This window comes from Amycolatopsis sp. La24 (assembly GCF_029087445.1).
Taxonomy (GTDB): domain Bacteria; phylum Actinomycetota; class Actinomycetes; order Mycobacteriales; family Pseudonocardiaceae; genus Amycolatopsis; species Amycolatopsis nivea.
Genome location: NZ_JARACH010000001.1, coordinates 720,863 through 745,530 on the forward strand (window position 1 = coordinate 720,863; position 24,668 = coordinate 745,530).

Genomic DNA, 24,668 nt, shown 5'->3' on the forward strand with positions numbered 1-24,668 from the left:
GGACTCCTTGGGGGAATCTGATTCCCCCAAGGAGTCCTTCACGGACCGCAACCCCGCGTCTCAGTCCAGCGCGGTGGCTCGGCTGACCTTCTCCCAGGAGTCCAGATCCTGGGTCAGCGCACCGATTTTGCCGCGGATCGCGTCCACCGCGTCGCCGCCGAGCGCGAGTCGCAGCGGCGCGTCGGGCGCGTCCACCGCCTGCAAGATCGCCGCTGCCGCCTTCGCCGGATCACCGGGCTGCGTCCCGTCCATCCCTTCGATCGCGGCGCGGGTGGCCGCGGTCGATTCGGCGTAGGCGTCGATCTTGCGGGAGCGGTGCATCGCGGCGCCGCCGAACGACGTCCGGAACGCGCCCGGCTCCACGATCAGCACCTTGACCCCGAGCGGTTCGACCTCCGCCGCGAGCGCCTCGGACAGGCCCTCCAGAGCGAATTTCGCCGCGCAGTACGCCCCGAACGCGGGCGGCGCGAGCAGTCCGCCCATCGAACTCATCTGCACGATCGTGCCGCTCCCCTGCTCCCGCAGCAGCGGGACGACAGCCTTGGTCATCGCGACCGCGCCGAAGAACATCACCTCCAGCACCGCGCGCAGTTCGGGCAAGGTCAGCTCCTCGACGGCGCCGACCGAACCGTGGCCGGCGTTGTTGACCAGCACGTCGATCCGGCCGAATTCGTCCAGCGCGGTCCGCACGGCGGCGTCGATCCGGGCCGGGTCGGTGACGTCCAGCGCGGCGGTGCGCACCCGGTCCCCGCCCGCCTCGGCGAGGTCGGCGAGCGTCTCCGGGTCGCGTGCGGTCGCGAGAACCCGGTCCCCCGCGGCCAGCGCGGCCTGGGCGAGTTCGCGGCCGAAGCCGCTCGAGCACCCGGTGATCAGCCAGACGCGGCCGTCGGTTTCCTCGGTCATTGAGCAGTCCCTCCAGTGGTTTGTCCGCCTCCGATCGTGGCGCGTGCCTGCCGGGGTCCGCCAACACCGGTTCGCTGGCGGGCTACAGTCTCAGCCTGTGACCCCTGAGCTGCGGCAGCTGCGCTACTTCGTCGCCGTCGCCGAGACGACGAGCTTCACGCGTGCGGCCGCGGCTCTGCACATCGCGCAGCAGTCGCTGTCGCAGCAGATTTCCGTGCTGGAACGCCAGCTCGGCGCGCAGCTCTTCGACCGCGACGCCCGCGGCACCCGGCTCACCCCGGTCGGCGAACTTTTCCTGCCCGAAGCGCGCGCGGTGCTCGCCCGCGCCGACGCCGCGGTCGCGACGGTCGCTCGCGCGGTCAGCGGCGAGATCGGCGCGCTGCGGCTGGCTTTCCTTGCCAGCACGGCGAATTACCTGCTCCCGCCGGTCGTGCGCGCGGTGCGGGAGCAGCTCCCGGAGCTGACCGTCACGACCGCGGAAGTCTCGATCGCGGAGCTCGTCGACGGGGTCCGCGACGGCCGCTTCGACGCCGGTTTCACCCGTCCGCCACTGGTCGACGACCTAGCGACGCACGTCCTGCTGACCGAGCAGGTCTGCGCCGTCCTGCCCTCGGGCCATCGACTGGCCGACCGTTCGACGCTGCGCCTGGCCGACCTCGCGGACGAGCCGTGGGTGCTGACGCCGCGCGCGTCGTGGGACCCCTGGCACCGCAAGTACGACGCCGATTTCGCCGCGGCCGGGTTCACTCCGGACGTCGTGCAGCGCACCGCGACCGTGCAGGGCCTGCTGGGGTTGGTCGCGGCCGGGGTCGGCGTGACGCGGCTGGCGGCCTCGGCGCACAGCCTGCGCCGCACCGGTGTGGTGTTCGTGCCGCTGGAGGGCGAAACCGCGCACACGGTCGTGGTGTGGCGCGCGGACGGCCCGCGCCCGGCCACGCTGCTGGACGTGGCGACCCGGCTGGCCGAGACGACGGATCTTTCCGGCGCGGGCTGATCCCCGCGCCGGAAAACGCGTCAGCTCCTGCCCTCGCTCCGGTCCAGGTCCAGGGTCCGCATCCGCTGCGCGATCGCCCTTTCCTCCATTTCCTTCATCTCCGCGCGCTTCTCGGCGGAAATGGGTGTCTCGCCGTCGTATTTGCGCAGCTCCGGCGGGTCGTAATCGCCGTTCTGCCACCGCTGCCACGTCGGGTCGTTCTTGTCCTTCGGGGCCTGGAATCCCCATTTGTCGAGCAGTTCGTCGGCGGTTCCCTGGGGGTATTGGCCGGTCTGACGCTGTTCGTAGGCCAGATGCGCCTCGGCCCGGCCGCCCGCGGTGAGCGGGTCGGTGCGCGCGAAGGACTCCCCGTTCTTGACCATGTCGTCGTACTCCTTGGTGCCCGGAGCGGGGTTGTACGGCATGCCCTTGCCGGTGCCGTACATCTCGTCGACCATGTGCTGGTAGGAGTCCTTGGACCCGCGCAGGTACTTCTGCTCCTCGTCGAAGTCGCTGAGGTCCTTTTTGAGCTTGGCGTCGTTGCCGTTTTCGATTTCGCTGCGGTGCTCGGCGAGGTAGTCGCGGCGTTCCTGTTCGGCCTTCGCGTCCTCGGCCCGCTGTTTGTAAGCGGCGGCCGAATCCTCCCGTTGCTTGTCGGTGTTCTCGATCCGGTGCCGCACTTCGGAACCGTCCGGGTAATGCTCGCCGGGGACCGGTTTGGTTTTGTTCCCGTAGGTGTGGATGCCGTGTTTCGGGTCGTGGAAATCCGGATGGTGGACGTGGTTCGGGTCGTCGCCGTGGTAGACCTTTTCCTGCGGGCTCAGATAGGTGTTGTGCGGCTGGCGGCCCGGCACCTGATAGGTCGGCCGGGTGTACTTGCCGTCCATGTGCGCGTAGCCCATCTGGTTGAGCTGCAGCAGGTCCGACGTGTCCTTGCGCTCGTAGGCCCGCCGCTGCGCGTAGGCGTAGCTCAGCTGGTGTTCGTCGTGCGCTTTCCCGCTGGTGAAGCCGGAGGTGTGCATCCGGTTGCCGCTCCCGGTGCCCGGGTGCTTGCGGTGCAGGTCGTGGGTTTCGGTGTAGCTGTAGGCCGCGTGCTCGAGGTCCGTTTCGTCGGAACGCTTCCGCGGGAGGCCGCTGCCGTTGTCCGCGGCGGCCTGGTGGACGCCGACGTGCTCGTGCTGGTTGGTCCGGTGCCCGTCGAACTGGTAGCCGTGGTTCTTCCCCACGCGGGCCGCTTCGGGGTTGCGGTCGCCGTAGGTGCCGGGCGGATTCGACGGTTCGGTGGACGCTTTCTTGGCCGGGGGCGCGTCGGGCGCGGCGTCGTCGTCGCGTTTGCGCTTGTTGCCGGCCTGCTGCTCCTCCATTTCCTTCAGCTTCTTGGGGCACGGCCCGGTCGGCAGCGGGTTGAGGCCGAGCGGGTCGATCATCGCGGTCGGGTTGTCCACGTAGGCCTGCGAGTCCGGGGACGGGTTGAGGCCGAGCGGGTCGTGCGAGAGGTAGCGGCCGGTTTCCGGGTCGTAGTAGCGGTGCATGTTGTAGTGCAGCCCGGTTTCCGGGTCGTAGTACTGGCCGGGGAAACGCAGCGGGGTGCGCGCGTTCCCGCCTTCGGACACGACCGCGCCCCAGAGCGAGGTGCGCTGGTGCCCGGCGAGCGCGCCGGCGCTGTCGACGAGTTCGGCGGGCGCGCCGACCAGGTCGGTGACGATGGCGTGGAAGCGTTCGTCGACGCGTTCGCCGAGCTTCCGCTCGGTCTGCGCGAGCACCCGGTCGGAGTCGGGCAGCCAGTCCCACACGGTCGCGACCTGCGGGCGGCCGGGCGCGCTGTGCACCTGCTCGGCGGGCCGGTAGTGGTCCCAGGCGAATTCGATCTGCTCGGCCACCGCGCCCGCCGGGTCGAGGCGCTGCTTGGCGACGCGCCTGCCGAGCGCGTCGTAGCGGTAGCGCCAGACCGTGCCGTCCGGGGTGCGCACGCCGGTCAGCCTGCTCGCAGAGTTCCACTGGTATTCCCACCGCTGCCCGCGGCGTTCCCGCGTCACGACGCGGCCCTCGGCGTCGTGGGTGTAGCGGGTTTCGCCGGCGGACTCGATGAGCGTGCCGCGGTAGGCGCGGGGGCCCGCCGCGGCCGGGTCGCCCGGCCAGCCGGCTTCGGCGACCGCGCCGGCCGCGTCGTAGCGGTAGCTCTCCTGCCATTTCGGGCCGCGGACCGCGGTGACCCGTCCGCCCGCGCCGACCTCGAACGCGCGCGGCCCGGACAGCAGGTCTCCGGTCGTGTACAGGTTCCCGTCCGGCAGGTAGCGGTAGTCGCGCTGCTGCACGGTGGCCGCGCCGCGCAGCACGGTCTGCCCGCGCAGCCGCCCGGTCGAGGTCCAGTCCTGCCGTAGCTCCGCCACCGGCGCGGTCCCGGCGAAGAGGCGGCGCACCGTTTCCTGTCCGGCGGCGTCGTATTCGAACCGCAGGGTGCGGCCCGCAGTGGTGACCGCGGTCGGGCGGTCCGCGGAGTCGTAGCCGAACGACGATTCCGCGCCGGTGGGCGTGCGGCGGCCGACCCGCCTGCCGAGCGCGTCGAATTCCGACCGCACGACGCGGCCGTTGATCGACTCGGACACCAGCTGCCCGAGCGCGTCGTACTCGAAGCGGACCTCGGTCTCGCCGTTGCGCGCCAGCACCATCCGGCCGTCGTGGTCGTAGGCGAATTCGGCGATGTCGTCGGCGGCGGTGCGCCGCACGAGCCGGCCGAGCGCGTCGTACTCGATGTCGATCGCCTGCCCGGCCGCGTTGACCCGGCGCACGAGGCGGCCCGCCGCGTCGTAGCCATAGCGCAAAACCCGGCCGTTGTAGTCGGTTTCCGCCACGACGCGACCCGCCTGGTCGTACTCGTAGCGCCAGACCAGGCCGCGTTCGTTCGTCACCGTGGTCAACCGCAGTTCGGTGTCGTAGCCGAACCGCCGGACGCCGCCGTCGGGGTCCTGCGCGGACAGCGGCAGACCGAACGCGCCGTACTCGACGCGGTGCACGCCGCCGCGCGGGTCGACCGACTCCTCGACGTTGCCCGCGGCTTTGAAGCCGAACTTGCTGACCGTGCCGTCGGCGTTCCGCTGCTGGACCAGGTTGCCCGCCGCGTCGCGCACCCGTTCCACGGACGCGCCGGTCGGGCCGGTGATCGAGGTGATCGCGCCGAGCGCGTCGTAGGAGTATCGGGTCACCGCGCCGTCGGGGGCGGTGATCTTCGTGGGCAGGCCGGCCGCGTCGGACTCGAACCGGGTGACGCCGCCGAGCGCGTCGGTCCGCGTCGCGATCGCGCCGGTGTCCGGGTGGTAGGTGTAGGCGGTGACCCCGCCCGCCGGGTCGGTTTCCTTGACCAGGCTGCCTTGTTCGTCGTACTCGTAACGCCAGACGTCGCCCGCGGGTCCGGTGGTAGAGACCGGCAGGCCCCGCTCGTCGTACTCGTTGACCAGCCGCGAACCGTCCGGGCGCGTCACTGCGGCGACATTGCCGACCTCGTCGAACTCCCAGCGGGTGACGTGACCGAGCGCGTCGGTCCTGGCGACGACCCGGCCGAACTCGTCGTACTCAGTGGTCGAGGTGTTGCCGAGCGGATCGGTTTCGGCGACGACCTTCAGCTGCTCATTGAGCTGGTAGCGGGTGACCGCGCCGAGCGAGTCGGTGACCGTGGTGGCGAGGTTTTCGTAGGACAGTTCGGTGTCGAGGTAGCCGCCGTCGCCCTGGGCGCGCACGCACCGGCCGTCGCCGTCGTAGTGGTAGCTGTACCAGCGGCCGTTGACGTCGTCCCAGCGCACCATCCGGCCGTCGGCGTCGTAGCGGAACTTGTGCGAGGTGCCGACCGCGTCGACCACCTCGGTCAGCCGCCGCGCGGAGTCGTAGCGGTATTCCCGGACCGCCACCGGCGCGTCCGGCGCGCGCAGCGCGGTGACCAGGCCGTCCGCCGATTCGACCGTCACGCGGTAGCCGCCGGAGTGCTCCATGGCGACCGGCACGCCGTCCTCGTAGCGGAAGTCGATCCGGTTGCCCGAGCTGTCGGCCAGGGCGTGCAGCCGCAGGACGCGGTCGCCGGGTTCGCCGGTGAAGTGGCGGATGACGCTGCTCTGCGGGTCGCCGACGATGAACCCGGTGGTCACCCGGCGCAGCGCGAGGTAGGGCCCGTCGTCGGTGGCGACGGCCTCGATGCCTTGCGGGAAGGGGAAGCGCACGAGCACGCCGTTCGGGGCGGCGTAGTGCAGGCCGTCGTCGCCGACCTCCAGGCGTTCGTCCAGCGTCGAGGACCAGGTGGGGCCGAAGAATCCGCCGGAGCGGTAGGTCGAGCGGTGGGTGCGTTCGACGGTCAGGGGCAGCACTCCGGGCAGGTTCAGGTCTTCCTGGACCAGGTACACCGCGCCGGTGGCGACGTCGATCGGGTCGCCGCAGCCCTTGATCTCGTTGGGGTCCGTGTGGTGTTCGGCCGGGTTCTGGTTCTGGTTGCCCCTGGGCTGCTGTGTCGAGGAGGGGTGCACCTCGTTGCCGCCGGACTCGTGCGACCCGCCGCCGCCTTGGCCGCCTTCGTGCCCGCCGCCCTGGCCGCCGCCTTCCGAGCCGCTGGTGTGGGTGTTGCCGGTGTTGCCTTGGTGTCCTCCGCCGCCTCCGGCTCCGGACGTGTGCGTGCTGTCGTCGCCGCCGGGATGCGACCGGGTGCCGCCGCCCTCGGATTTGACGTTGATGTCCTTGGGCTTCGGCGCCGGGGCGTTCTTGCCGCCCTTGAGCCCCTTCAGCGCCTTGCCCGCGTCCTCGAACAGCGTCCCGGCTTTCTTCAGCAGCGGGATGAGCGCCTTGAGAGCCTTGACCAGCTTGGTGGTGATCTGGGTGATCCGGGACGCGGTCTTCGCGACGGCCGCGGCGACCTGCGGGCCGACCCAGGCCATCCCGATCCCCGCGGTGAGCAGGACCTGCAGCGCCCACGAGATGAGGTGCCCGACGAGGTCGGCGATGGTGTCGCGCACGAGAGACCGGACCGCCGCGACCACCTCGCCCGCGGTCTTGACCCCGCTCGCCGCTCCCTCGGACCCTTTCTGGGCGCTGGCGATCAGCGCGGAGGTGTCCTCGGCCCGCTTGCGGTAGCTGTCGGCGGCGTCGCCCTGCCAGCTCTCGAGGTCTTTCTTGACCAGCTCGCCGAGTTCGGCGGAGACGCCTTCGAGTTCCTTGGCGACGTTGGTCCAGGTCTGGGCCTGGGAACTGATCTGGTCGGCGTTGCCGGTGAGCGCGTCGAGAGCTTCCTTGAGCGGGCCGACGTGCTCCATCAGCCAGCCGACGCCCGCGGCGAAGATCGCGCCGAACGGGTCCATGACCGCGGTGAACACGTCGATCGCGGTGCCGACGGCCCCGATCGCGACCGCGGCCCAGTTCTTGCTCTCGATCGCCTCCTTGAGCCCGGTGGCGTCCTCCAGCAACGGGACCCCGGCCACCGCCGAGGTCTCCTTCACCGGCGCGACCAATGGATTGCTCACTTAGTTCCCCTCTTCCCGCTGCTGCGGTGATCACGGTACCTATCCGGCCCCGCGACGGCGCGCGGCACGCGGCAGCCTGGCTGGGAGGGCAAGAGCGGTAGTCCGGAGAGGCACCGGGCGGTCCCGGCGCAACCTGGCATGTCTGTCTGCGAGGGGACCCCCGAGGGACTCTGATTCCCCATGCCAGGAGTCTCGCTGACCGTCCACAAGAGACGCCAGCGCCACCGAAATGACTGATTCGCCCTTTTCTGACCGTGTCTTGAAGTCCGTGAGGGCCACCCTGAGGGAATCAGATTCCCTCAGGGTTCCCCTCACGGACCACGAGACCGCTCTGGCGCCGCCTCAAGTGGCCGGTGTGCCAGTTCCGTGGCCGAAAATCAGCTTCCGCTGACCTTCACCGAAAACGCGTCGATATTCATCCCCGCCCCCGGCGTGATGTCCGCTCCCGGGCTGGTGCATCCGCACACCTTGTTCGGATAGGACCCGCCGATCGCCACGTCGAAGATCGCGAAGAACCCGTGGTCCACCGCGGCCTTCCAGGTGGCGTCGGACACCTGGTTCTGCTTCACCGCGAAAGTTTCCTTGCCGTCCAAGGAAAACCGCAGTTCCTCCGCAGCCGCGTCCCGGCGGTCCACCACCACCGAGTACGTGTGGTACCCGGTCTTGCAGCCGGCGCAGTCCTGCAGGTCGCTGCTGATCCCGTCCGGGTCGTGGCACTCCCCCGCCCATTGTCCACAGTGGAACGTGCTGGAATGCTTGTCCAGCGCGTTCACGTTCTCCATGATGTCCAGTTCGCCGATGCTGGGCCAGTTCGTCGCGCCGACCGGCCGCGCGTCCGCGCCCATCGCCCAGAACGCGGGCCAGTAGCCGAGACCGTGCTCCGGATTCGGCTGCTGGATCGTCGCGCTCATTTCCATCTGCCCGCCCGCCGGCGCGCCGAAGTCGGTGCGCTGGGTTTCGATCCGCCCGGACGTCCACGCGCCGTTCGCGTCGCGCAGCGGCTTGATCACCAGGTGCCCGGCTCCGTCGTGGTAGACGTTGTCGGTCGAGTCGGTGGACGTCTCGATCTCGCCGGTGCCCCAGTTCGCCGCGCCGCCGGGGTAGCCGGTTCCCTTGTCGTAGAGCCAGTTCTGCGGGTCGAGACCGGTGCCTGCCGGGCCGTCGAAGGTGTCCTCGAACACCGTGGTCCAGGTTTCGGCTGCCTGCGCGGGCGCGGCGGCCATCGACACGGCGGCGACGGCGGCGAGGATCAGCGGGGTTCGGCGCATGGGTTCGCCTTTCCGGTGGAGGGGGTGGTCCCAGCAGGCTCCGCTCGCGCCGTTGACCAGTCAAAACAGTCTGCCTGCCGGTTCCGCCGCGGCGGTGCGCGCGGGCAGAGCGCCGCCGGAAAGGTTTGAACCACTGCGCCGAGGGGTACCGCACAGGGTGGGAGAACCACACCCCCTTTCCGTGCCCCGCGGCCGCCGCGCGCGATCTAGCCTGGGTGCATGAGCGACAGCAACCTCCTCGGCGAGTTCCTGCGGGCCCGGCGCGGCACCACCGTCCCGGCGGACGCGGACCTGCTCGCCGACACCCGGCGCCGGGTCAGCGGCCTGCGCCGGGAGGAGGTCGCGCAGCTGGCCGGGGTGAGCACCGACTACTACGTGCGGCTCGAGCAGGGCCGGGAGCGCACCCCGTCCGCGCAGGTCGTCGACGCGCTCGGCCGGGCGCTGCAACTCGACGACGAGGCGCTCGCCCACTTGCATTCGCTGGCCCGGCCGAAGCGGCCTAAGCGACGGCACGCCAAGGAACGCGTCAGTCCGCGGCTGGTGCAGCTGATGGACGCGTGGCCGCAGACGCCCGCGGTCGTGCTCGGGCGGTGCATGACCGTGCTCGCGTCGAATCTGCTCGGCGAAGCGCTGTTCGCCGGGCACGAGCACAGCGGCGACCTGCTGCGGCTGGCGTTCCTCGACCCCGACGCCCGCGATTTCTACCCGGATTGGGAGCGGGTCGCGGTGAACACGGTCGGCGGGCTGCGGTCGGCGGCGGGCACCGATCTGGACGATCCGCTCTTGATCGAGGCGGTCGGCGAACTGTCGCTCAAGAGCGCCGATTTCCGCCGGCTGTGGGCGCGCCACGAGCTCCGGCAGAAAACGCACGAATCGAAACGGTTCCGGCATCCGCTGGTCGGAATGCTCACCCTGCACTACGAATCGATGACCGTGAACAGCGCTCCCGGCCAGCAACTCGTGGTGTACCAAGCGGATCCGGGCAGTCCGTCGGAGGCCGCGCTGGGGCTGCTCGGCAGTCTCGCCGCCGGCGACCGCCCGCACCGCTGACGCATTTTCCGCAATTATCGAATTCCTTCAGGGGCAGAGCCATGTCTGAAAACAATGCACCCGTCTGGTTGATCACCGGGTGTTCCACCGGCCTCGGCCGCGCACTCGCGACCGCCGTTCTCGAACGCGGCCTGCGCGCGGTCGTCACGGCCCGCGATCCCGAACGTGTCGCGGACCTCGTCGCCGCGCATCCGGGACGTGCACTGGCGGTCGCGCTCGACATGACCGATCAGCAGCAGATCACCGAAGCGGTCGCCGAGGCACACCGTGTCTTCGGCCAGATCGACGTCCTCGTCAACAACGCCGGCTACGGCTACCTCGCCGCCGTCGAAGAGGGCGAAGACGCCGAGATCCGCGCGTTGTTCGAGGCGAACGTATTCGGCCTGATGGCGCTCACCCGCGCCGTCCTGCCCGGAATGCGGGCCCGCCGCAGCGGGCGCATCGTCTCGGTCTCGTCGCTCGGCGGACTGGCCGCCTTCGGCGCGACCGGTTACTACCACGCGACCAAGTTCGCCGTCGAAGGCTTCAGCGAATCGCTCGCCGCGGAGGTCGGTCCGCTCGGCATCGGCGTCACGATCGTCGAACCGGCCGCGTTCCGCACCAACTGGTCGGGCCCGTCCATGCGGGAATCCGCGATCCGCATCGACGACTACGCCGGCACCGCGGGCGCCCGCCGCACCTCGACGCTCGCCACCTACGGCAAGCAGCCGGGCGACCCGGACCGCGCCGCGACGGCGGTCATCGACGCGGTCGCCTCCGCCGAACCGCCGCTGCGCCTGCTGCTCGGCCAAGCCGCCTACGACATCGCCACCGCGCGCCTCGACACGCTCCGCAAGACGTTCGACGACTGGCGCGATGTCACCCTGTCCGCCGACTTCCCGAAGGAATCCGCATGAACAAGACTGTCCTGATCACCGGTGCCAGCAGCGGAATCGGCGAGGCCACCGCCCGCAGACTCGCCGCGGACGGCTGGCGCGTGGTCGCCGGTGCGCGCCGCGAAGACCGGCTCGCGCGGCTCGCGGCCAGCGCGGACGGGATCGAGGTCCACCGTCTCGACGTGACCGACCGGGCCGACGTCGCCGAGTTCGTCGACCGCGCGGTGCGCGACCACGGCGAGATCGACGCGTTCGTCGCGAACGCCGGGGTGATGCCGTTGTCCCGGCTGGACGCCGGGCTGGTCGAGGAGTGGGACCGGATGATCGACGTCAACGTCCGGGGCCTGCTGCACAGCATCGCCGCGGCATTGCCGCACTTCACCCGGCAACGCCGCGGCCACTTCGTCACGATCGCGTCGATCGGCGCGTACCAGGTCACGCCGACCGCGGCGGTGTACTGCGGCACGAAATACGCGGCGCGGGCGATCACCGAGGGCCTGCGGCTGGAATGCGACCCGTCGATCCGCGTCACCACGGTCTCCCCCGGCGTCGTGACCTCGGAGCTGGCGGACACGATCAGCGACCCGGAAACGCAGGAGTTCATGCGGATCTACCGCAAGGACGCCATCGATCCGAAAGCGATCGGCGACGCCATCGCCTACGCTCTCGACCAGCCGGCCGACGTGGATGTCAGCGAAATGATCGTGCGGCCGGCCCGGCAACGCTGAGCCGAGGAGGAGCCGTGCCGCAGTACCTGCTCGGGATCTGCCAGCCCGACGGCGGAACCCCGGATCCCGAGGTGCTGGCGGACATCGCGGCGCGCCTCGAAGCGGTGACCGACGAGATGAAGGCGAAAGGCGTCTGGGTGTTCTCGGGCGGGCTGCGTCCGGCGGCCGCGGCGAAGGTGGTCCGGGCGTCCGGCGGCGGCGTCCTGTGCACCGACGGCCCGTTCGCCGAGGGCAAGGAACACCTCGGCGGCTTCACCGTCGTGACCGCGCCCGGCCTGGAGGCCGCGACCGAGTGGGCGCGGCGGATCTCGGAGATCACCACGCTGCCGGTGGAAGTCCGGGAGTTCCAGTGATCCCGGCGGCCGTGCTCGAGCGGGTCTTCCGCGCCGAGCACGGCCGCGCGGTCGCCGTGCTGGCCCGGGTCTTCGGCGACCTGGACCTCGCCGAGGACGCCGTCCAGGAGGCCTGCGCGATCGCCACGGTGAAATGGCGCGCGGAAGGCCTGCCGCCGAGTCCCGCCGGCTGGCTCGTCACCACCGCCCGCAACCGCGGCATCGACCGCCTCCGCCGCGAATCCACCCGGGCCGACCGCCACGCGCAGGCCGCGCTCCTGCACGCGAGCGAACCGTTCGACGAAGGCGCGGTGCCCGACGAACGGCTGCGGCTGATCTTCACCTGCTGCCACCCCGCTCTCGGCCCGGCCGCCCGGGTCGCCCTCACCCTGCGTCTGCTGGGCGGCCTCACCACCGCGGAGATCGCGCACGCGTTCCTGGTCCCGGAATCGACGCTGGCACAACGGCTTGTGCGCGCGAAAGCCAAAATCCGCGCCGCCCGAATCCCCTACCGCGTACCCGACGCGGCCGACCTCCCGGCCCGGCTCGACGCCGTCCTCGCCGTGCTCTACCTCATCTTCACCGAAGGCCACACCGCCAGCAGCGGCACCGACCTCACCCGCCCGGACCTGGCGTCCGAAGCGATCCGCCTGACCCGGGTCCTGGCCGCCCTGCTGCCCGACGAACCCGAGGTGCTGGGCCTGCTCGCGTTGCAGCTGCTCACCGAATCACGCCGCGCGGCCCGGGTCGACGCCGACGGAATCCCGGTGCTGCTGCCCGCTCAGGACCGCGCTCGCTGGGACTGGACGCTGATCGCCGAAGGCCAGGACCTCGTCCGCCGCTGCCTGCGGCTCGACCGCCCGGGCCCGTACCAGATCCAGGCCGCGATCAACGCCGTGCACAGCGACGGCACCGACTGGGTGCAGATCCTCGCCCTCTACGACCAGCTGCTCGCCCTGACGCCGACCCCCGTCGTCGCGCTGAACCGCGCCGTCGCCGTCGCCGAGGTCGAAAGCCCGGCCGCCGCACTGACCATTGTGGACGGTCTGGACCTCGGCGACCGGCACCTTTTCCACGCCGTCCGAGCCGATCTGCTGGCCCGCCTGGGCCGGACCGGCGAAGCCGTCGAGTCCTACGACGCCGCCCTCCGGCTGGTCTCGAACGAGGCGGAACGCCTTCTGCTGCACCGAAAACGCGCCGCCCTCAGCCCGGCTTCCCGCGACTGATCACGCCCTCGACGATCTTCGTCAGGTGCGCGCCGACGTTCTCGACGCCGCCGTTCTGCACCGCGATCTGCGCCCCCTCCATCGCGAACGTCAGCTCCGCCGCGCCCAGTTCCGGGTCGGGCAGCCCGAGCCCCGCGCACATCGCCCGGAGCCGGCCGAACTGGCGGGTCTTGTGCTCGCTGATCAGCCGCCGCGCGGGATGGTCCGGATCGGGCAGTTCGGCGACTGAGTTCGTGAACGGGCAGCCCCGGTGGGAAAAGTCGGGCAGCCCGTCGACGATGAACCGCCCGACCGCGCGGATCTGCTCCGCGTAATCGTCCGGATGCGCCTGTTCGGCCGCGTCGAAGGCGGCCGAGTAGTCGTGCACGACGATCCGCAGCCATTCCGCGATCAGCGCGTCCTTGGTGCCGAAGTGCCGGTAGATCGCCATCTTCGTGGTCCCGGCGCGGTCCGCGATCGCCTGGACCCCGACCCGCACGACGCCCTCGTTGAGGAACAGCTCCTCGGCCGCGTCGAGGATCCGCTCGCGAGGCGGCAAGGTCGCGACCCGCGTCGGCCGCCGGGCGGAGGTGCTCGTCATCGGTTCTTCCCCCGGGGGGTTGGCAATGCGGTTCGTCCCGGCTACGGTACACAACCGTCTCCGGTGATACCGCTCGGTATCATGCAATACGGATGAGTCTCGCGAAGGACGTGCTGGTGAAAATCTCCGAATACACGAGCTGCGACGCGGTCGGCCTGGCAGAGCTGATCGCTCGCGGCGAGGTGACCGCAGCCGAGGTCGCCGACGCCGCCGCCCGGGCGGTCGAAGCGGTGAACCCGCAGATCAACGCCGTAGTGGAAACCTGGCCGCCCGAGGACGCCCCCGGTTCCGCCCCCTTGGCGGGCGTGCCGTTCCTGATCAAGGACCTCGGCGTCACCATGGCGGGCAAACGCAGCGAACTGGGCAGCCGCCTGGCCGCCGGGGCCGTGTCGCCCGAAGACTCGTTCCTGATGCGCCGCTTCCGCGAAGCCGGTCTGGTGACCATCGGCCGCACCACCACACCGGAAATGGCCTACAGCACCACCACCGAACCGGAGTTCTACGGCGCGACCCGCAACCCGTGGTCCCCCACCCGAAGCGCGGGCGGCTCCAGCGGCGGCTCCGGCGCGGCGGTCGCCACCGGAATCGTCCCCCTCGCCCACGCCACCGACGCCGCGGGTTCCATCCGGGTTCCCGCTTCCAGCAACGGATTGTTCGGCCTGAAACCAACCCGTGGCCGGATTTCGCACGGCCCCGGCGCTGACGAGGTGTTCAGCGGCCTGGCCGTGCAAGGCAGCCTGAGCCGGAGCGTCCGCGACAGCGCCGTCCTGCTGGACCTGATCGAAGGCCCCGAACCCGGCGACCCGTACTCCGCCCCGCGCCCCGAGCGCCCCTATGCCGCGGAGGTCGCGACGGATCCAGGCCGTCTCCGGATCGCAGTCCTGCGCCAGCCCTGGGGCGGCCGCCAGCCCACCGAGCCGGTCTCCGCCGCCCTGTCCGCGACGATGCGCCTGCTGGAATCCCTGGGCCACGAAGTCGAAGAGACGCAACTGGCCCTAGGCGTCTCCTGGGAGGAATTCGTCCTCGGCAACGCCCGGATGTGGACCGCGAACCTGGCCCCGTGGATCGACGGCATCGCCGCCGCGACCGGCCGCCCAATCGACGACACCACCCTGGAACCGGTCACCCTCGCCAGCTACCGCTACGGCCACCGGGTCACCGCCGACGAGTTCGTCCGCGCCCTGGCGATCCGCAACCAGGTGTCGCGAACCTTCGCCCGCCACTTCGCCCGCTACGACCTGCTCCTGTCTCCCACGCTGGCCGAGCCGCCGGTCCCGCTGGGCGCATACGGCGAAGACGCGGACAAACTGGACGGCCTCGGCTGGCTGGCCCGCCTCCTGGACCGCTCCCCCTACACCGCGGCCGCGAACGTTTCAGGGGTTCCGTCGATGTCCGTCCCGCTGTCCGAGGACGAAGGACTCCCGATCGGCATGCAGTTCACCGCCGCCTTCGGCCGCGAAGACCTGCTGTTCCGCCTGGCCGGACAGCTGGAACAGGCCGCCCCGTGGACCCACCGCAAGCCCCCGCTCTGGGCGGCCGAATAGCCCCTTGAAGTCCACAGTGGACGCTCGCCGCCCGGTGACCCGCGTCGCACCCCCTGCCGACCCTGACGAGGCCGTCCGGGTTCTCGCTAGACTTGGCGAGCGATGCGACGATTCCGGTGGTGGTGGGGGGCGCTGGTCCTCGCCTGCGTAGCTGTGCTCGTGGGCTTCTTCGTCTTTTTCGGCACCGAGAGCAGGCCAGGACAGCCTTTTCCGCGCCAGGGCCCGCCCGGCCGCGGCCCGCTGACCATCGTGTCGATGGGCGACAGCACCGTGTCGGGCGAAGGCGCCGGCGCCTACAGCCCCGACACCGACGGCAGAAACGGCGACTGGTGCCACCGCTCGTCGGCGGCCTTCGTGCAGAAGGTCCGCATCCCCGGCATCACCGCCCGGGTCAACCTGGCCTGCTCCGGCGCCCCCGCCGCCCAAGTCGCCCTGGGCGACGCCAAACAGTGGGGCGAACGCTCGCAAGCCGCCCAACTGGCCGACGTGGTGAAAGACCACCGGGTAGCCGCGGTGGTCATCGCAGTGGGCGCGAACGACGACCCGAAGTTCTCCGCCCAAGTCAGCGAATGCTTCAAGGCCTGGTTCTCCGCCGACGGCCCGTCCTGCAACGTCGCATTGAAGCAAAGCTGGAAGTCCAAAGTGGACGCGATGGTCCCGAAGGTGGCGAACGCAGTAGGCGACGTGAAAAAGGTATTGGCCAACGCCGGTTACGTCCCCGCGGACTACCAGCTGGTGCTCCAGTCCTACGCCACCCCGGTCGGCCCGGACATCCCAGCAGACCTGCAAAGCCTCAACGGCTGCCCCTTCCGCACCGATGACCTCCAGTGGATTTCGACCACGGGAATCAGCACCCTGTCCGCAGGAATCAAACAAGCAGCCACCCAATCCGGCGCCCGTTTCCTGGATCTGGCCCGAGCAGGCGAAAACCACGAAGCCTGCTCCGGCGGCCCGAACCCGGCCACGGAATGGTTCACCCGCCTGACTTTGCACCTGAACGACCTGACCCAAGTCGACCGGGCGACGCACGCACTGCAGGAATCCTTCCACCCCAACGCCGCAGGACACGCCGCCATCGCCGACTGCCTCACGGACTTCCTCACGACGCAACGAGGAAACGCCTCCTGCCTGGCAGGCCCAGACGGAAAACTCCACGCCATCCCAGAACCCGTGAGCTGACCCCGCCGCCCCTGGCCCAGCTGTTACGTGAGGGCCACCCTCCTTGACTCTGATTCCCTCAGGGTTCCCCTCACGCCCCGCCGCCGTACGTGAGGGGCTCCTTCACGGACCTAGATTCCCTCAAGGAGCCCTTCACGGCCCGCCCCGCGCCGCCGCCCCGCCAGGAATGCGCCCCAATGCGGCATTGGGTGCATCTGACGCACCCAATGCGGCGTTCGGTGCATCCCACGCACCCAATGCCACATTGGGGCGCTACCCCCACCCCAACCGCCGCCCGCCGAATCCACCGCAACCACGCACCCACCCCACGCGCCCGAAACCGCAGCCAATGCACCCAACGAGCGAGGCACCCAGCCCCTCCCCCGCACCCCGATACGAAGCCAAAATGCGGACGGCGGGTGCTTGTCAAGGCATCTTTCCCGCCTTGACAAGCACCCGCCGTCCGTCATCACAATCAAGCTTCGGGGTGCCCCACGCAACGAAGGGCGCAATGTCGCCGCCAGGCGACGAGCCGCCCGCGATCTACCGAGCCGCGACAGCAGCCCCAGCCCGAACCACCCCAGCTTCTTCCGGCTCCGGCGAAGGAGAAGGCGCAGGAGAGGAAGAAGGCCCACCAGCCCGAGGCACATTCATATTCGCCGGCAGCAAATTAGCGTTAGGCGTCCGAACCGGCCCGCTCCCGCCGGACCCGTCCCCGCTATCCGCCGCGGTCCCGACGAGCGCGAGCGCGCTCAGCACGAGCCCGGACACCACGACTCCGGCTCCTTGCGCCGCCCGCTTCCGGCTGAAAGCGAACCGACCGCCGCCGAGCACGTTCGCCGACTGCCCGAGCGGCGCGGTTGTTCCCAACGGCGCAGCACCCCCGAGCACCCCAGCGTCGCGCAGTCCAGCCACCCGGTCCGGCCGCTGGATCGCCACCAGCTGACCATCCGCGGTGACCGCGAGGTTGTCCGGCGTGCCCGGCAGGTCAGTGTGCTCCGGAATGGACCGGAGACTGGCCAGGAAGCCCGCCGACATCGACGGCGCGCCCGCGTCCTTCACCGCCGCGACGGCCTGCCGCTGCGACGTCACCTCGGCCGCGCAGTCCGGGCAGCGCGCGAGGTGCGCGAGCGCGCGGTCGTGGGCGACCGGCGTCAGCTCGCCGTCGACCAGTGCGACTACCGCGTCGGGCATGAGGTGGGATTCGGCGAAACGCCAGCCGGTCATACGGGCACCTTCGCAGATTCCTCCCGGGCCGCGCGACGGCGCTCCAGCGACGCGCGCAGCGCCGAGCGGCCGCGGTGGATGCGGCTGCGCACGGTGCCGAGCTTGACGCCCAGCGTCGCGCCGATCTCCTCGTACGACAGTCCTTCCACGTCGCACAGCACGACCGCGGCCCGGAACTCCGGGGGCAGCTCGTCGAGCGCCTCCTGCAGGTCGGGGTCGAGGTGGGTGTCGCTGTAGTGCTGCTCGGGGCTCGGGTCGTCGCCGACGATCCGGTCGGTGTCCTCGGGCAGTCCCTCCATGCGCACGCGCGAGCGGCGGCGCGCCATGTCGAGGAACAGGTTCGTGGTGATCCGGTGCAGCCAGCCCTCGAAGGTGCCGGGCTTGTACGACGCGAGCGACCGGAAGACGCGGATGAACGTCTCCTGGGTCAGGTCCTCGGCGTCGTGCGTGTTGCCGGTGAGGCGGTAGGCGAGCCGGTACACGCGGTCGGCGTGTTCGCGCACGACCTCGTCCCACGAGGGCGGCGTCCAAGCCGTCTCGGCTGCGTCCACGGTCACCGGGGCGGCTTCCGGCAGTTCGGCGTTCTGCATCAGGGGAGCAGGCACCTCCATCTGGGTCAACTCCTCTTCACCTCTGCCAACGCGGGCCGGGCACACGGTGTTCCCGTGTGGTTGAGACTCAGTCTGTCGGTCTTCCTTATGGAACTCATGAGACCGATCTGAGAGCAGCCTGAGAAGTTGGCCGGCGAGGTCCTTTCCAGGGCGATCGCGGGCTTTCCCCCGGGCCGGAAGGCGCTTACCAGGGAGCCTTCGCTGATTTATCGACAACCAGCGCTAACCTTCGCGCGTGAGTTCGGGGACAGAGGCGGCGGCCGAGACCGGGGCGGTCGGCGCCGAGCAGGTCGACGGGTACCTGCCCGACGACGACGTGCTGGCCGCGGCACGGCTGCGCGCGGTCGACCTCGGGTGCGCCCCGCTGGCCCCCGGAGCAGGCACGACGCTGCGGTTTCTCGCCGCGACGGTCGCCGCGCGGGCGGTCGTGGAGGTCGGCACCGGCTCCGGCGTGAGCGGGCTGTACCTGCTGCGCGGGATGGCCGCCGACGGCGTGCTGACCTCGATCGACGTCGAGCCGGAGTACCAGCGGGCGGCGCGCAAGACCTTTCTCGAGGCGGGCTATCCGCCGGGCCGGATGCGGCTCATCGTCGGCCGCGCGCTGGACGTGCTGCCACGGCTCACGCCGGGCGGCTACGACCTGGTGTTCGTCGACGCCGCGCGGATCGAGTACCCGGGCTACTACGAGCAGGGCGTGGCCTTGCTGCGCCGCGGCGGGGTGATCGTGTTCCACCAGGTCCTGGCGGGCGGCAGGCTCACCGATCCGGCGCGGCGCGATCCGGAGACGATGGCGTTGCGCGAGGTCGCGCGAGCGGTCCGCGAGGACGACCGGCTGATCCCGGCCCTGCTGCCGGTCGGCGGCGGGCTGCTGGTGGCCACGGCGTGCTCGTGAGCGGTCAGCTGCCCACCAGCACCCGCTTCTCGCTCCGCACCCGCGTGCCCACCTGCACCGCCGCGACAGCCAGCCCGAGCCACACCACGACGGCCACGATCAACCAGCTCCACCCGTCCGCCCCGTAGACGACGCTGCCGACCCCGCCGCCGACGCTGCTTCCCAAGTAGTACATGAGCATGTACAGCCCGCCGACCTGCCCGCGCGCGTTCTCCGGAGCCTCGGCCGCGGCCCAGCTGTTCGCGATCGAATGCGCGGCGAAGAAAGCCGTCGTCAACACGAGGAAGCCGACGACGATCAACGGCAGCGAGTCCGGAATCGTCAGCAGCGCCCCGACGGCGGTCAGCAGCAGCGCGCCGACCAGCGCCTGCCGACGGCCGATCCGCGCGGACAACCGGTTGGCCGTGGCCGAGGAAACCGAGCCCAGCGCGTACGACACGAACACCAGCGACGCGATCGCCGGTGACAGGTTCAGCGGCTCGCCGGTCAGCCGGAACCCGGCCGCGTTGTACAGCGCGACGAACGCGCCCATGGCCAGCAGCGCGACGGCGTACTGCGCGAGCAACACTGGCCGGCGCACCGCGGAAAGCAGGCCGACGCCGATGTCGCGAAGGCCCTGCCGCTCCCCCGTCCGGACCGGCGAAGGCGGCAGCGTCACCACGGTCACGACCGCGCAGACCAGCGAAAGCCCAGCCACCACGTACAGCGCGCCGCGCCAGCCGAACGGACCGGCGGTGAACCCGGTGGCCAGCCGTCCGGTCATGCCGCCGATGGTGTTGCCCGCGATCATCGCGCCGACCGCGGCCGCGACGCCGGTCTTCCCGAGCCGTTCCACGAGGTAAGCCGTGGCCACGCCGGGAAATCCGGCGATCGCGACGCCCTGCACCGCGCGCAGCACCAGCAGCAGCGGGTAGTTCGGCATCAGTGGAAGCAGAAGCCCGAGCACCGAGGAGAGCACGACGGACGCGATGATCACCGGCCGCCGCCCGATCGCCTCGGACAACGCGGCGATGGGCAGCACGGAGATCGCCAGCGCGCCGGTCGCCACGCTCACCGCGAGCGCCGCGCCGCCGGGATCGAGGTGGTACTGCCCGGCGAGCTGCGGCAGGACCGCCTGCGGGGCGTAGAGCAGGGCGAACGACGTGAAGCCCGCGGCGGCGACCGCGACCTTGGCCCGGCGGGCGGAGGACAGCATGACCTCGAAAGTAAGCTTCGCTAATCAATACGTCTAATACACAGATCTGCCATCATTCATACCGTGCCGAATGAGAGCCTCACTGCGCAGCTCGTCCCGCACCTGTGTCTGCTGGCCACACTGCGAAGCACCGGAAACGTCACTCGCACGGCCGAGCTCCTCGGAGTGCCGCAACCCACAGTCAGCAGGCGGCTGGCGGCGCTCGGACAGGCCCTCGGCGCGCCGCTGACCGTGCCCGACGGGCGCGGTGTCCGGCTCACCCGCGCCGCCGAGCTGCTGGCCGACGCGGCGGAACGCGCCCTTCCCGTGGTCGACGCCGGGGTCCGCCTCGCCCGCGAGGAGATCGAACCGGCGAGCGGCCGCGTCGTGCTCGGATTTCTGCACCTGCTCGGCCGGTCGCTGGTGCCGGAATTGCTCCGCAGGTATCGCGAACAGGCCCCGACCGCCCGGTTCTCCCTCGTGCAGGGTTCGTTGCAGGACATGGTCGACCGGCTCGTGTCCGGCGAACTCGATCTCGCCCTGCTCGCCCCGGTCGTCGAGGACGAACGGCTGGAGACCGTCGTGCTCGACCGGCAGCCGATCCATCTGTCGGTCCCGGCCGGGCACCGGTTGGCCGGACGGCGCAGCGTGCGCGTCGCGGAGCTGGCCGACGAGCCGTTCGTGCTGCTGGAACCCGGCTACGGCTTGCGCCGGATCACCGACGACCTCTGCGCCGCCGCCGGCTTCACGCCGAAGGTCGCCTTCGAGGGTCAGGAATCCGACACTGTCCGCGGACTTGTCGGGGCCGGGCTGGGCGTCGCGCTCCTGCCGCGCTTCGAGCCGGGCTCCCCGGCCGGGGTCGCGGAGGTGCCGCTGCACCCGCCGGTCCACCGGACGATCGGGCTGGCCTGGCGCGCCGGGGAACCGCTTTCGCCCGCCGTCCAAGCCTTCCGCGACCATGTGCTCGGCAGGACGGATTAGCCGCCGGGGTGGTATTTGTATCCCGGTACCGTGCTAGCGTTCCGGTATAGAAATACCGGAACTTGAGGACGCGAGGTAGTCGTGATCGAGCTGAAGACGCCTGCGGAGATCGACCGCATGCACGTGACCGGGCGGTTCATCGCCGAGGTGCTGACCGAGGTCGGCAAGCTCGCCGACGTCGGCGTCAACCTGATGGACATCGAGCACCACGTGCGCGGCATGATCAAGCGGCGCGGGGCGGTCTCGTGCTACTGGGATTACGCGCCGTCGTTCGGCGAGGGCCCGTTCCGCAACGTCATCTGCCTGTCGGTCAACGACGCCGTCCTGCACGGCCTTCCGCACGACTACACGCTTCGCGACGGCGACGTGCTCACCGCGGACATCGCGGTCACCATCGACGGCTGGGCGGCCGACTCGGCGCGCACGATCATCGTCGGCACGCCCGCCGAGGAGGACCAGCGGATCATCCGGGCCACCGAGGAAGCGCTGGAAGCCGCCATCGAGGCGTCCCGTCCGGGCAACCGGCTCGGCGACATCTCGGCCGCCATCGAGGCGGTCGCGACCGGCTACGGCTACCCGGTCAACACCGAGTTCGGCGGGCACGGCATCGGCCGCACCATGCACGGCGACCCGCACGTGTCCAACCGCGGCCGGGCAGGCCGCGGCATGAAACTCCGGCCCGGCCTGACGCTCGCGCTGGAACCGTGGCTGGCTCGCACGACGGACAAGATCGTCTACGACCCGGACGGCTGGACCATCCGTTCCGCGGACGGCTCGCGCACCTCGCATTCCGAGCACACGGTCGCGATCACCGACGGGGACCCGATCGTGCTGACCCGCCGCGAGGAAGAGCTGGCGGGGAAGAACTAGCCCGTGCTGCCGCGGCGACTTCCGCCGCGGCAGCGTCCGGCTAGCCCTCGTAGGAAGCCGCGAACTCCACCAACGTCCGGGCCGCGAACCCGGACGCGCCGGGCACCACGTCGTCGTACGTCTTGTCCGCGCGCGCCGGGCCCGCGATGTCCAGGTGCGCCCACGGCAGCCCCGCGGTGAACTCGCGCAGGAACAGCGCCGCCATGATCCCGCCCGGGCCGCCGGGGGCCTGCCGGACGTCGCCGAGTTCGCCCTCGATACCGGTCGCGTAGTCCTCGACCAGCGGCATCCGCCACCAGGCCTCGCCGGCGCGGGCGCCCGCCTCGATCACGCGGGCGGCGAGGTCGTCGTCCGTCGCGAAGACGCCGCCGGTGCGCAGGCCGAGCGACACCTTCATCGCGCCGGTCAGCGTGGCCGCGTCGACGATCAGGTCCGGCTTGAACTGGGAGATTCCGTAGGCGAGCGCGTCGGCCATCACCATCCGGCCCTCGGCGTCGGTGTTGCCGATCTCGGTGGTCCGGCCGCCGTAGTGCCGCACGATGTCGCCCGGCCGGTACGAGCCGCCGGAGACGTGGTTTTCCGCCGCGGGCACCAGCGCGGTGACGCGCACCGGCAGCTTCAGCTCCCCGATCGCGCGCATCGCGGCGATCACGGCCGCGCCGCCCGCCATGTCGGTGCGCATCAGGTGCATGCCGTCGGCGGGCTTCAGCGAAATGCCGCCGGTGTCGAAGGTGATCCCCTTGCCCACGAACAGCAGGTGCTTCGTCGCGCCGCGCGGGCGGTGCGTCATTTCGATCAGGCGCGGCGGCGAAACCGAGCCGCCGCCGACCGCCAGGACTCCGCCGAACCCCTTGTCGGCGAGCCACTTCTCGTCCCGCACGGTCACGTCGACCGTGCCGCCCAGCACCTTCGCCGCGGTGTTCGCCAGCCACGCCGGGTTCTTGATGTTCGACGGCGTGTTCGCCAGGTCGCGAGTAAAGGCAGCCGCCGCCGCGAGAACGCGTACGCGCGCTACGGCGTCTGCGTACGCGGGTACGGCACGCTCGTGCGCGACAACGAGGCGTACGGCGGGCACCGGCGGCTTCGGCTCTGTCGTGGTGACCACGAACCGGTATCCGCCCAGCGACAGTCCGATCGCCAATTCGGCTGCGTGCTCGGCTGTCGCGTCTTCGGGCAGTACGACCTGGACTGTCCGGATCGGACGGTCCCCGGCCGCTTCGCGGAACGCGCGCGCCAACGCGGCACCGGTCTGTCGAAAGTCCTTCGGCGCGCCTTCGCCGATACCGGCGACCCAGCGCGGAGCGTCGCCGTCTTCGGGCACTTCGCGTACTTCGGCGGCGCGTCCGCTCGACCCGTACGCTGTGCCTTCCTCCGCCTCGGCCGGCGCGATCAGCACTGCTCGCGGAACTCCGCGGCGCGTCGCGGCGACGACCTCGATTTCGGGCAGCTTCGTGGGGACGGGTGGTAGCGAGTTACGCACAGCGAGCAACCTTAGGGCGCAGACGAACCGACCCCGGCCTCCAGAAGGAGACCGGGGTGCACAGTGGACAGAGCGGGGAGAGCGCAGGTCAGCCAGTGACCTCCTGCAATGCGGCGCCGAGGTCCTTCGCTTCCTCCGCGGAGAGCTCGACGACCAGCCGGCCGCCACCCTCCAGTGGCACCCGCATGACGAGGCCCCGCCCCTCCTTGGTCACTTCGAGGGGACCATCTCCGGTCCGGGGCTTCATGGCCGCCATAGCGTGCTCCCTCCGTCTCAACCGGCGCGCCCGGGTCGCGCACTCCCATGCCAGCCGGGTCTCGTCCCCCATTGTCCCTCATCAGCGCCCGGGCGCGAACGCGGACCGATCATTTGCCGCCGCATCGGTGCTGGTATGCCGCCCGCCGAGGGTGCGAGACTCAGTCCCGAGAACCCGAGCCGCCGCTTCAGAGGAGCATTTCGTGACCACATCCGACGTCCTGTTGACCGCCGACGCCGACGGCGTGCGCACCCTGCGGCTGAACCGGCCGGAGGCGTACAACTCGCTGACCGTCGAGCTCAAGGAGCGCCTGATCGCCGAGCTGCGCGCGGCCGCCGAGGACCCGGACGTCCGCGCGGTGGTGCTCACCGGCACCGGGAAGGCGTTCTGCGCCGGACAGGACCTCAAGGAGCACGTCGGCCTGCTGCAGGCGAACGACCCGGCCCCGCTGCACACGGTGAGCGACCACTACAACCCGATCGTCAAGGCGATCACCGGGATGCCGAAGCCGGTCATCGCGGCGGTGAACGGCACCGCGGCCGGGGCTGGCGCTGCCTTCGCGTATGCCAGCGACCTGCGGATCGCGGCGGAGTCGTCGTCGTTCTTGATGGCGTTCGCGAATGTCGGGCTTGGGCCGGACTCGGGCGCGTCGTGGACGTTGCAGCGGTTGATCGGGTATGGGCGGGCTGCCGAGTTGATGCTGATGGCGCGGACGGTGGACTCGGCGGAGGCGTTGCGGATCGGGCTCGTCGGGGAGGTTGTGCCGGACGAGGAGCTGGCCGCTCGGGCGCAGAAGGTGGCGGCGAAGCTCGCGGCTGGGCCGACTGTGGCTTACGCGAAGATCAAGGGCGTGTTGGGGGTGGCGGCTGAGTCTTCGTTGGAGGAGGCGTTGGCTGCTGAGGACGCTGCGCAGACGGAGTTGGGGGGTACTGCGGATCACGCGGAGGCTGTGGAGGCGTTTGTGGGGAAGCGGCGGCCTAATTTTCAGGGGAAGTGAAGGGTTAAAGAGGAGCGGCTGCGCCGCATAAGAAAAGAGGGTTGCGTG

The 24,668-nt window shown here is 70.7% G+C and carries 21 protein-coding genes; 12 read left to right on the forward strand and 9 right to left on the reverse strand.

Annotated elements, in window-relative coordinates:
• Positions 1-60: 60 nt before the first annotated feature.
• Positions 61-903, reverse strand: a complete 843-nt coding sequence (locus PUT80_RS03355; RefSeq protein ID WP_275291059.1) for an oxidoreductase — start codon at positions 901-903, stop codon at positions 61-63.
• Between the two features lie 97 nt (positions 904-1,000).
• Between PUT80_RS03355 and PUT80_RS03360 the strand changes: the two genes are divergently transcribed.
• On the forward strand, positions 1,001-1,897 hold the full coding sequence (locus tag PUT80_RS03360) for a LysR family transcriptional regulator (protein ID WP_275291060.1): 897 nt from the start codon (positions 1,001-1,003) through the stop codon (positions 1,895-1,897).
• Between the two features lie 20 nt (positions 1,898-1,917).
• Here the strand turns inward: PUT80_RS03360 and PUT80_RS03365 are convergent, their stop codons facing one another.
• Complete coding sequence (locus PUT80_RS03365; protein WP_275291061.1) at positions 1,918-7,371, reverse strand: RHS repeat-associated core domain-containing protein; 5,454 nt, start codon at positions 7,369-7,371, stop codon at positions 1,918-1,920.
• A 377-nt stretch (positions 7,372-7,748) separates the two neighbouring features.
• Positions 7,749-8,639 (reverse strand): glycoside hydrolase family 16 protein, encoded by an 891-nt coding sequence (locus tag PUT80_RS03370; RefSeq protein ID WP_275291062.1) that lies wholly within the window; start codon positions 8,637-8,639, stop codon positions 7,749-7,751.
• 219 nt (positions 8,640-8,858) lie between these two features.
• On the opposite strand from PUT80_RS03370, the gene PUT80_RS03375 reads away from it, so the two are divergent.
• From PUT80_RS03375 to PUT80_RS03395, 5 genes are read left to right on the forward strand one after another with little or no spacing between them, the layout of a single operon-like run.
• The gene (locus PUT80_RS03375) at positions 8,859-9,689 is read left to right on the forward strand and encodes a helix-turn-helix transcriptional regulator (protein WP_275291063.1); all 831 of its coding nucleotides are present in this window, start codon (positions 8,859-8,861) and stop codon (positions 9,687-9,689) included.
• Positions 9,690-9,730: 41 nt separating this feature from the next.
• Positions 9,731-10,585 carry an oxidoreductase gene (locus PUT80_RS03380; protein WP_275291064.1) on the forward strand — a complete coding sequence of 285 codons (855 nt, stop codon included), beginning with the start codon at positions 9,731-9,733 and terminating at the stop codon, positions 10,583-10,585.
• Positions 10,582-11,292, forward strand: coding sequence for an SDR family oxidoreductase (locus tag PUT80_RS03385; RefSeq protein ID WP_275291065.1), 711 nt, complete (start codon positions 10,582-10,584; stop codon positions 11,290-11,292). The genes PUT80_RS03380 and PUT80_RS03385 overlap by 4 nt, the downstream gene beginning before the upstream one ends.
• A gap of 14 nt (positions 11,293-11,306) precedes the next feature.
• Entirely contained in the window at positions 11,307-11,645 is a 339-nt protein-coding gene (locus PUT80_RS03390) for a YciI family protein (protein ID WP_275291066.1), read from the forward strand.
• Entirely contained in the window at positions 11,642-12,850 is a 1,209-nt protein-coding gene (locus tag PUT80_RS03395) for a sigma-70 family RNA polymerase sigma factor (protein WP_275291067.1), read from the forward strand. Before PUT80_RS03390 ends, PUT80_RS03395 begins: the two co-directional genes overlap by 4 nt.
• Here PUT80_RS03395 and PUT80_RS03400 read toward each other — a convergent pair.
• A complete protein-coding gene (locus PUT80_RS03400) occupies positions 12,828-13,430 on the reverse strand; it encodes a TetR/AcrR family transcriptional regulator (protein ID WP_275291069.1) in 603 nt (200 codons plus the stop codon). The two genes, PUT80_RS03395 and PUT80_RS03400, sit on opposite strands and share 23 nt — an antisense overlap.
• A 92-nt stretch (positions 13,431-13,522) precedes the next feature.
• Here PUT80_RS03400 and PUT80_RS03405 point away from each other — a divergent pair, with 92 nt between their 5' ends.
• Positions 13,523-14,974, forward strand: a complete 1,452-nt coding sequence (locus PUT80_RS03405; protein WP_275291070.1) for an amidase — start codon at positions 13,523-13,525, stop codon at positions 14,972-14,974.
• Between the two features lie 102 nt (positions 14,975-15,076).
• Complete coding sequence (locus PUT80_RS03410) at positions 15,077-16,153, forward strand: GDSL-type esterase/lipase family protein (protein WP_051728554.1); 1,077 nt, start codon at positions 15,077-15,079, stop codon at positions 16,151-16,153.
• A 522-nt stretch (positions 16,154-16,675) separates the two neighbouring features.
• On the opposite strand, the gene PUT80_RS03415 is transcribed toward PUT80_RS03410, so the two are convergent.
• Both PUT80_RS03415 and sigE read right to left on the reverse strand, forming a co-directional pair.
• Complete coding sequence (locus PUT80_RS03415; RefSeq protein WP_275291071.1) at positions 16,676-17,359, reverse strand: zf-HC2 domain-containing protein; 684 nt, start codon at positions 17,357-17,359, stop codon at positions 16,676-16,678.
• Positions 17,356-17,949 carry an RNA polymerase sigma factor SigE gene (gene sigE / locus PUT80_RS03420; RefSeq protein WP_240691572.1) on the reverse strand — a complete coding sequence of 198 codons (594 nt, stop codon included), beginning with the start codon at positions 17,947-17,949 and terminating at the stop codon, positions 17,356-17,358. The genes PUT80_RS03415 and sigE overlap by 4 nt, the downstream gene beginning before the upstream one ends.
• Positions 17,950-18,205: 256 nt before the next feature.
• On the opposite strand from sigE, the gene PUT80_RS03425 reads away from it, so the two are divergent.
• Complete coding sequence (locus tag PUT80_RS03425; RefSeq protein ID WP_037815919.1) at positions 18,206-18,862, forward strand: O-methyltransferase; 657 nt, start codon at positions 18,206-18,208, stop codon at positions 18,860-18,862.
• A 4-nt stretch (positions 18,863-18,866) separates the two neighbouring features.
• Here the strand turns inward: PUT80_RS03425 and PUT80_RS03430 are convergent, their stop codons facing one another.
• Positions 18,867-20,057, reverse strand: a complete 1,191-nt coding sequence (locus tag PUT80_RS03430) for an MFS transporter (RefSeq protein WP_275291072.1) — start codon at positions 20,055-20,057, stop codon at positions 18,867-18,869.
• A 63-nt stretch (positions 20,058-20,120) separates the two neighbouring features.
• Between PUT80_RS03430 and PUT80_RS03435 the strand changes: the two genes are divergently transcribed.
• Together PUT80_RS03435 and map are read left to right on the forward strand one after the other, a co-directional pair.
• Complete coding sequence (locus PUT80_RS03435; RefSeq protein ID WP_275291073.1) at positions 20,121-21,017, forward strand: LysR family transcriptional regulator; 897 nt, start codon at positions 20,121-20,123, stop codon at positions 21,015-21,017.
• A gap of 81 nt (positions 21,018-21,098) precedes the next feature.
• The gene (gene map, locus PUT80_RS03440; protein WP_134668851.1) at positions 21,099-21,887 is read left to right on the forward strand and encodes a type I methionyl aminopeptidase; all 789 of its coding nucleotides are present in this window, start codon (positions 21,099-21,101) and stop codon (positions 21,885-21,887) included.
• A 40-nt stretch (positions 21,888-21,927) separates the two neighbouring features.
• Here the strand turns inward: map and PUT80_RS03445 are convergent, their stop codons facing one another.
• Together PUT80_RS03445 and PUT80_RS03450 are read right to left on the reverse strand one after the other, a co-directional pair.
• Complete coding sequence (locus PUT80_RS03445) at positions 21,928-23,367, reverse strand: leucyl aminopeptidase family protein (RefSeq protein WP_275291074.1); 1,440 nt, start codon at positions 23,365-23,367, stop codon at positions 21,928-21,930.
• Positions 23,368-23,455: 88 nt separating this feature from the next.
• A complete protein-coding gene (locus PUT80_RS03450; protein WP_005155393.1) occupies positions 23,456-23,623 on the reverse strand; it encodes a DUF3117 domain-containing protein in 168 nt (55 codons plus the stop codon).
• Between the two features lie 202 nt (positions 23,624-23,825).
• On the opposite strand from PUT80_RS03450, the gene PUT80_RS03455 reads away from it, so the two are divergent.
• Positions 23,826-24,620: an enoyl-CoA hydratase-related protein gene (locus PUT80_RS03455; RefSeq protein ID WP_037815927.1), complete on the forward strand. Its 795-nt coding sequence runs from the start codon at positions 23,826-23,828 to the stop codon at positions 24,618-24,620.
• Positions 24,621-24,668: the final 48 nt, after the last annotated feature.

Excerpts from the sequence above, each read along its gene's own strand:
- PUT80_RS03430 (WP_275291072.1), bottom strand. The coding sequence starts at position 20,057 with ATGCTGTCCTCCGCCCGCCGGGCCAAGGTCGCGGTCGCCGCCGCGGGC.
- PUT80_RS03375 (WP_275291063.1), top strand. The coding sequence starts at position 8,859 with ATGAGCGACAGCAACCTCCTCGGCGAGTTCCTGCGGGCCCGGCGCGGC.
- PUT80_RS03385 (WP_275291065.1), top strand. The coding sequence starts at position 10,582 with ATGAACAAGACTGTCCTGATCACCGGTGCCAGCAGCGGAATCGGCGAG.
- PUT80_RS03450 (WP_005155393.1), bottom strand. The coding sequence starts at position 23,623 with ATGGCGGCCATGAAGCCCCGGACCGGAGATGGTCCCCTCGAAGTGACC.
- PUT80_RS03415 (WP_275291071.1), bottom strand. The coding sequence starts at position 17,359 with ATGACCGGCTGGCGTTTCGCCGAATCCCACCTCATGCCCGACGCGGTA.
- PUT80_RS03355 (WP_275291059.1), bottom strand. The coding sequence starts at position 903 with ATGACCGAGGAAACCGACGGCCGCGTCTGGCTGATCACCGGGTGCTCG.
- PUT80_RS03410 (WP_051728554.1), top strand. The coding sequence starts at position 15,077 with ATGCGACGATTCCGGTGGTGGTGGGGGGCGCTGGTCCTCGCCTGCGTA.
- PUT80_RS03370 (WP_275291062.1), bottom strand. The coding sequence starts at position 8,639 with ATGCGCCGAACCCCGCTGATCCTCGCCGCCGTCGCCGCCGTGTCGATG.
- sigE (WP_240691572.1), bottom strand. The coding sequence starts at position 17,949 with ATGCAGAACGCCGAACTGCCGGAAGCCGCCCCGGTGACCGTGGACGCA.
- PUT80_RS03405 (WP_275291070.1), top strand. The coding sequence starts at position 13,523 with ATGAGTCTCGCGAAGGACGTGCTGGTGAAAATCTCCGAATACACGAGC.
- PUT80_RS03380 (WP_275291064.1), top strand. The coding sequence starts at position 9,731 with ATGTCTGAAAACAATGCACCCGTCTGGTTGATCACCGGGTGTTCCACC.
- PUT80_RS03400 (WP_275291069.1), bottom strand. The coding sequence starts at position 13,430 with ATGACGAGCACCTCCGCCCGGCGGCCGACGCGGGTCGCGACCTTGCCG.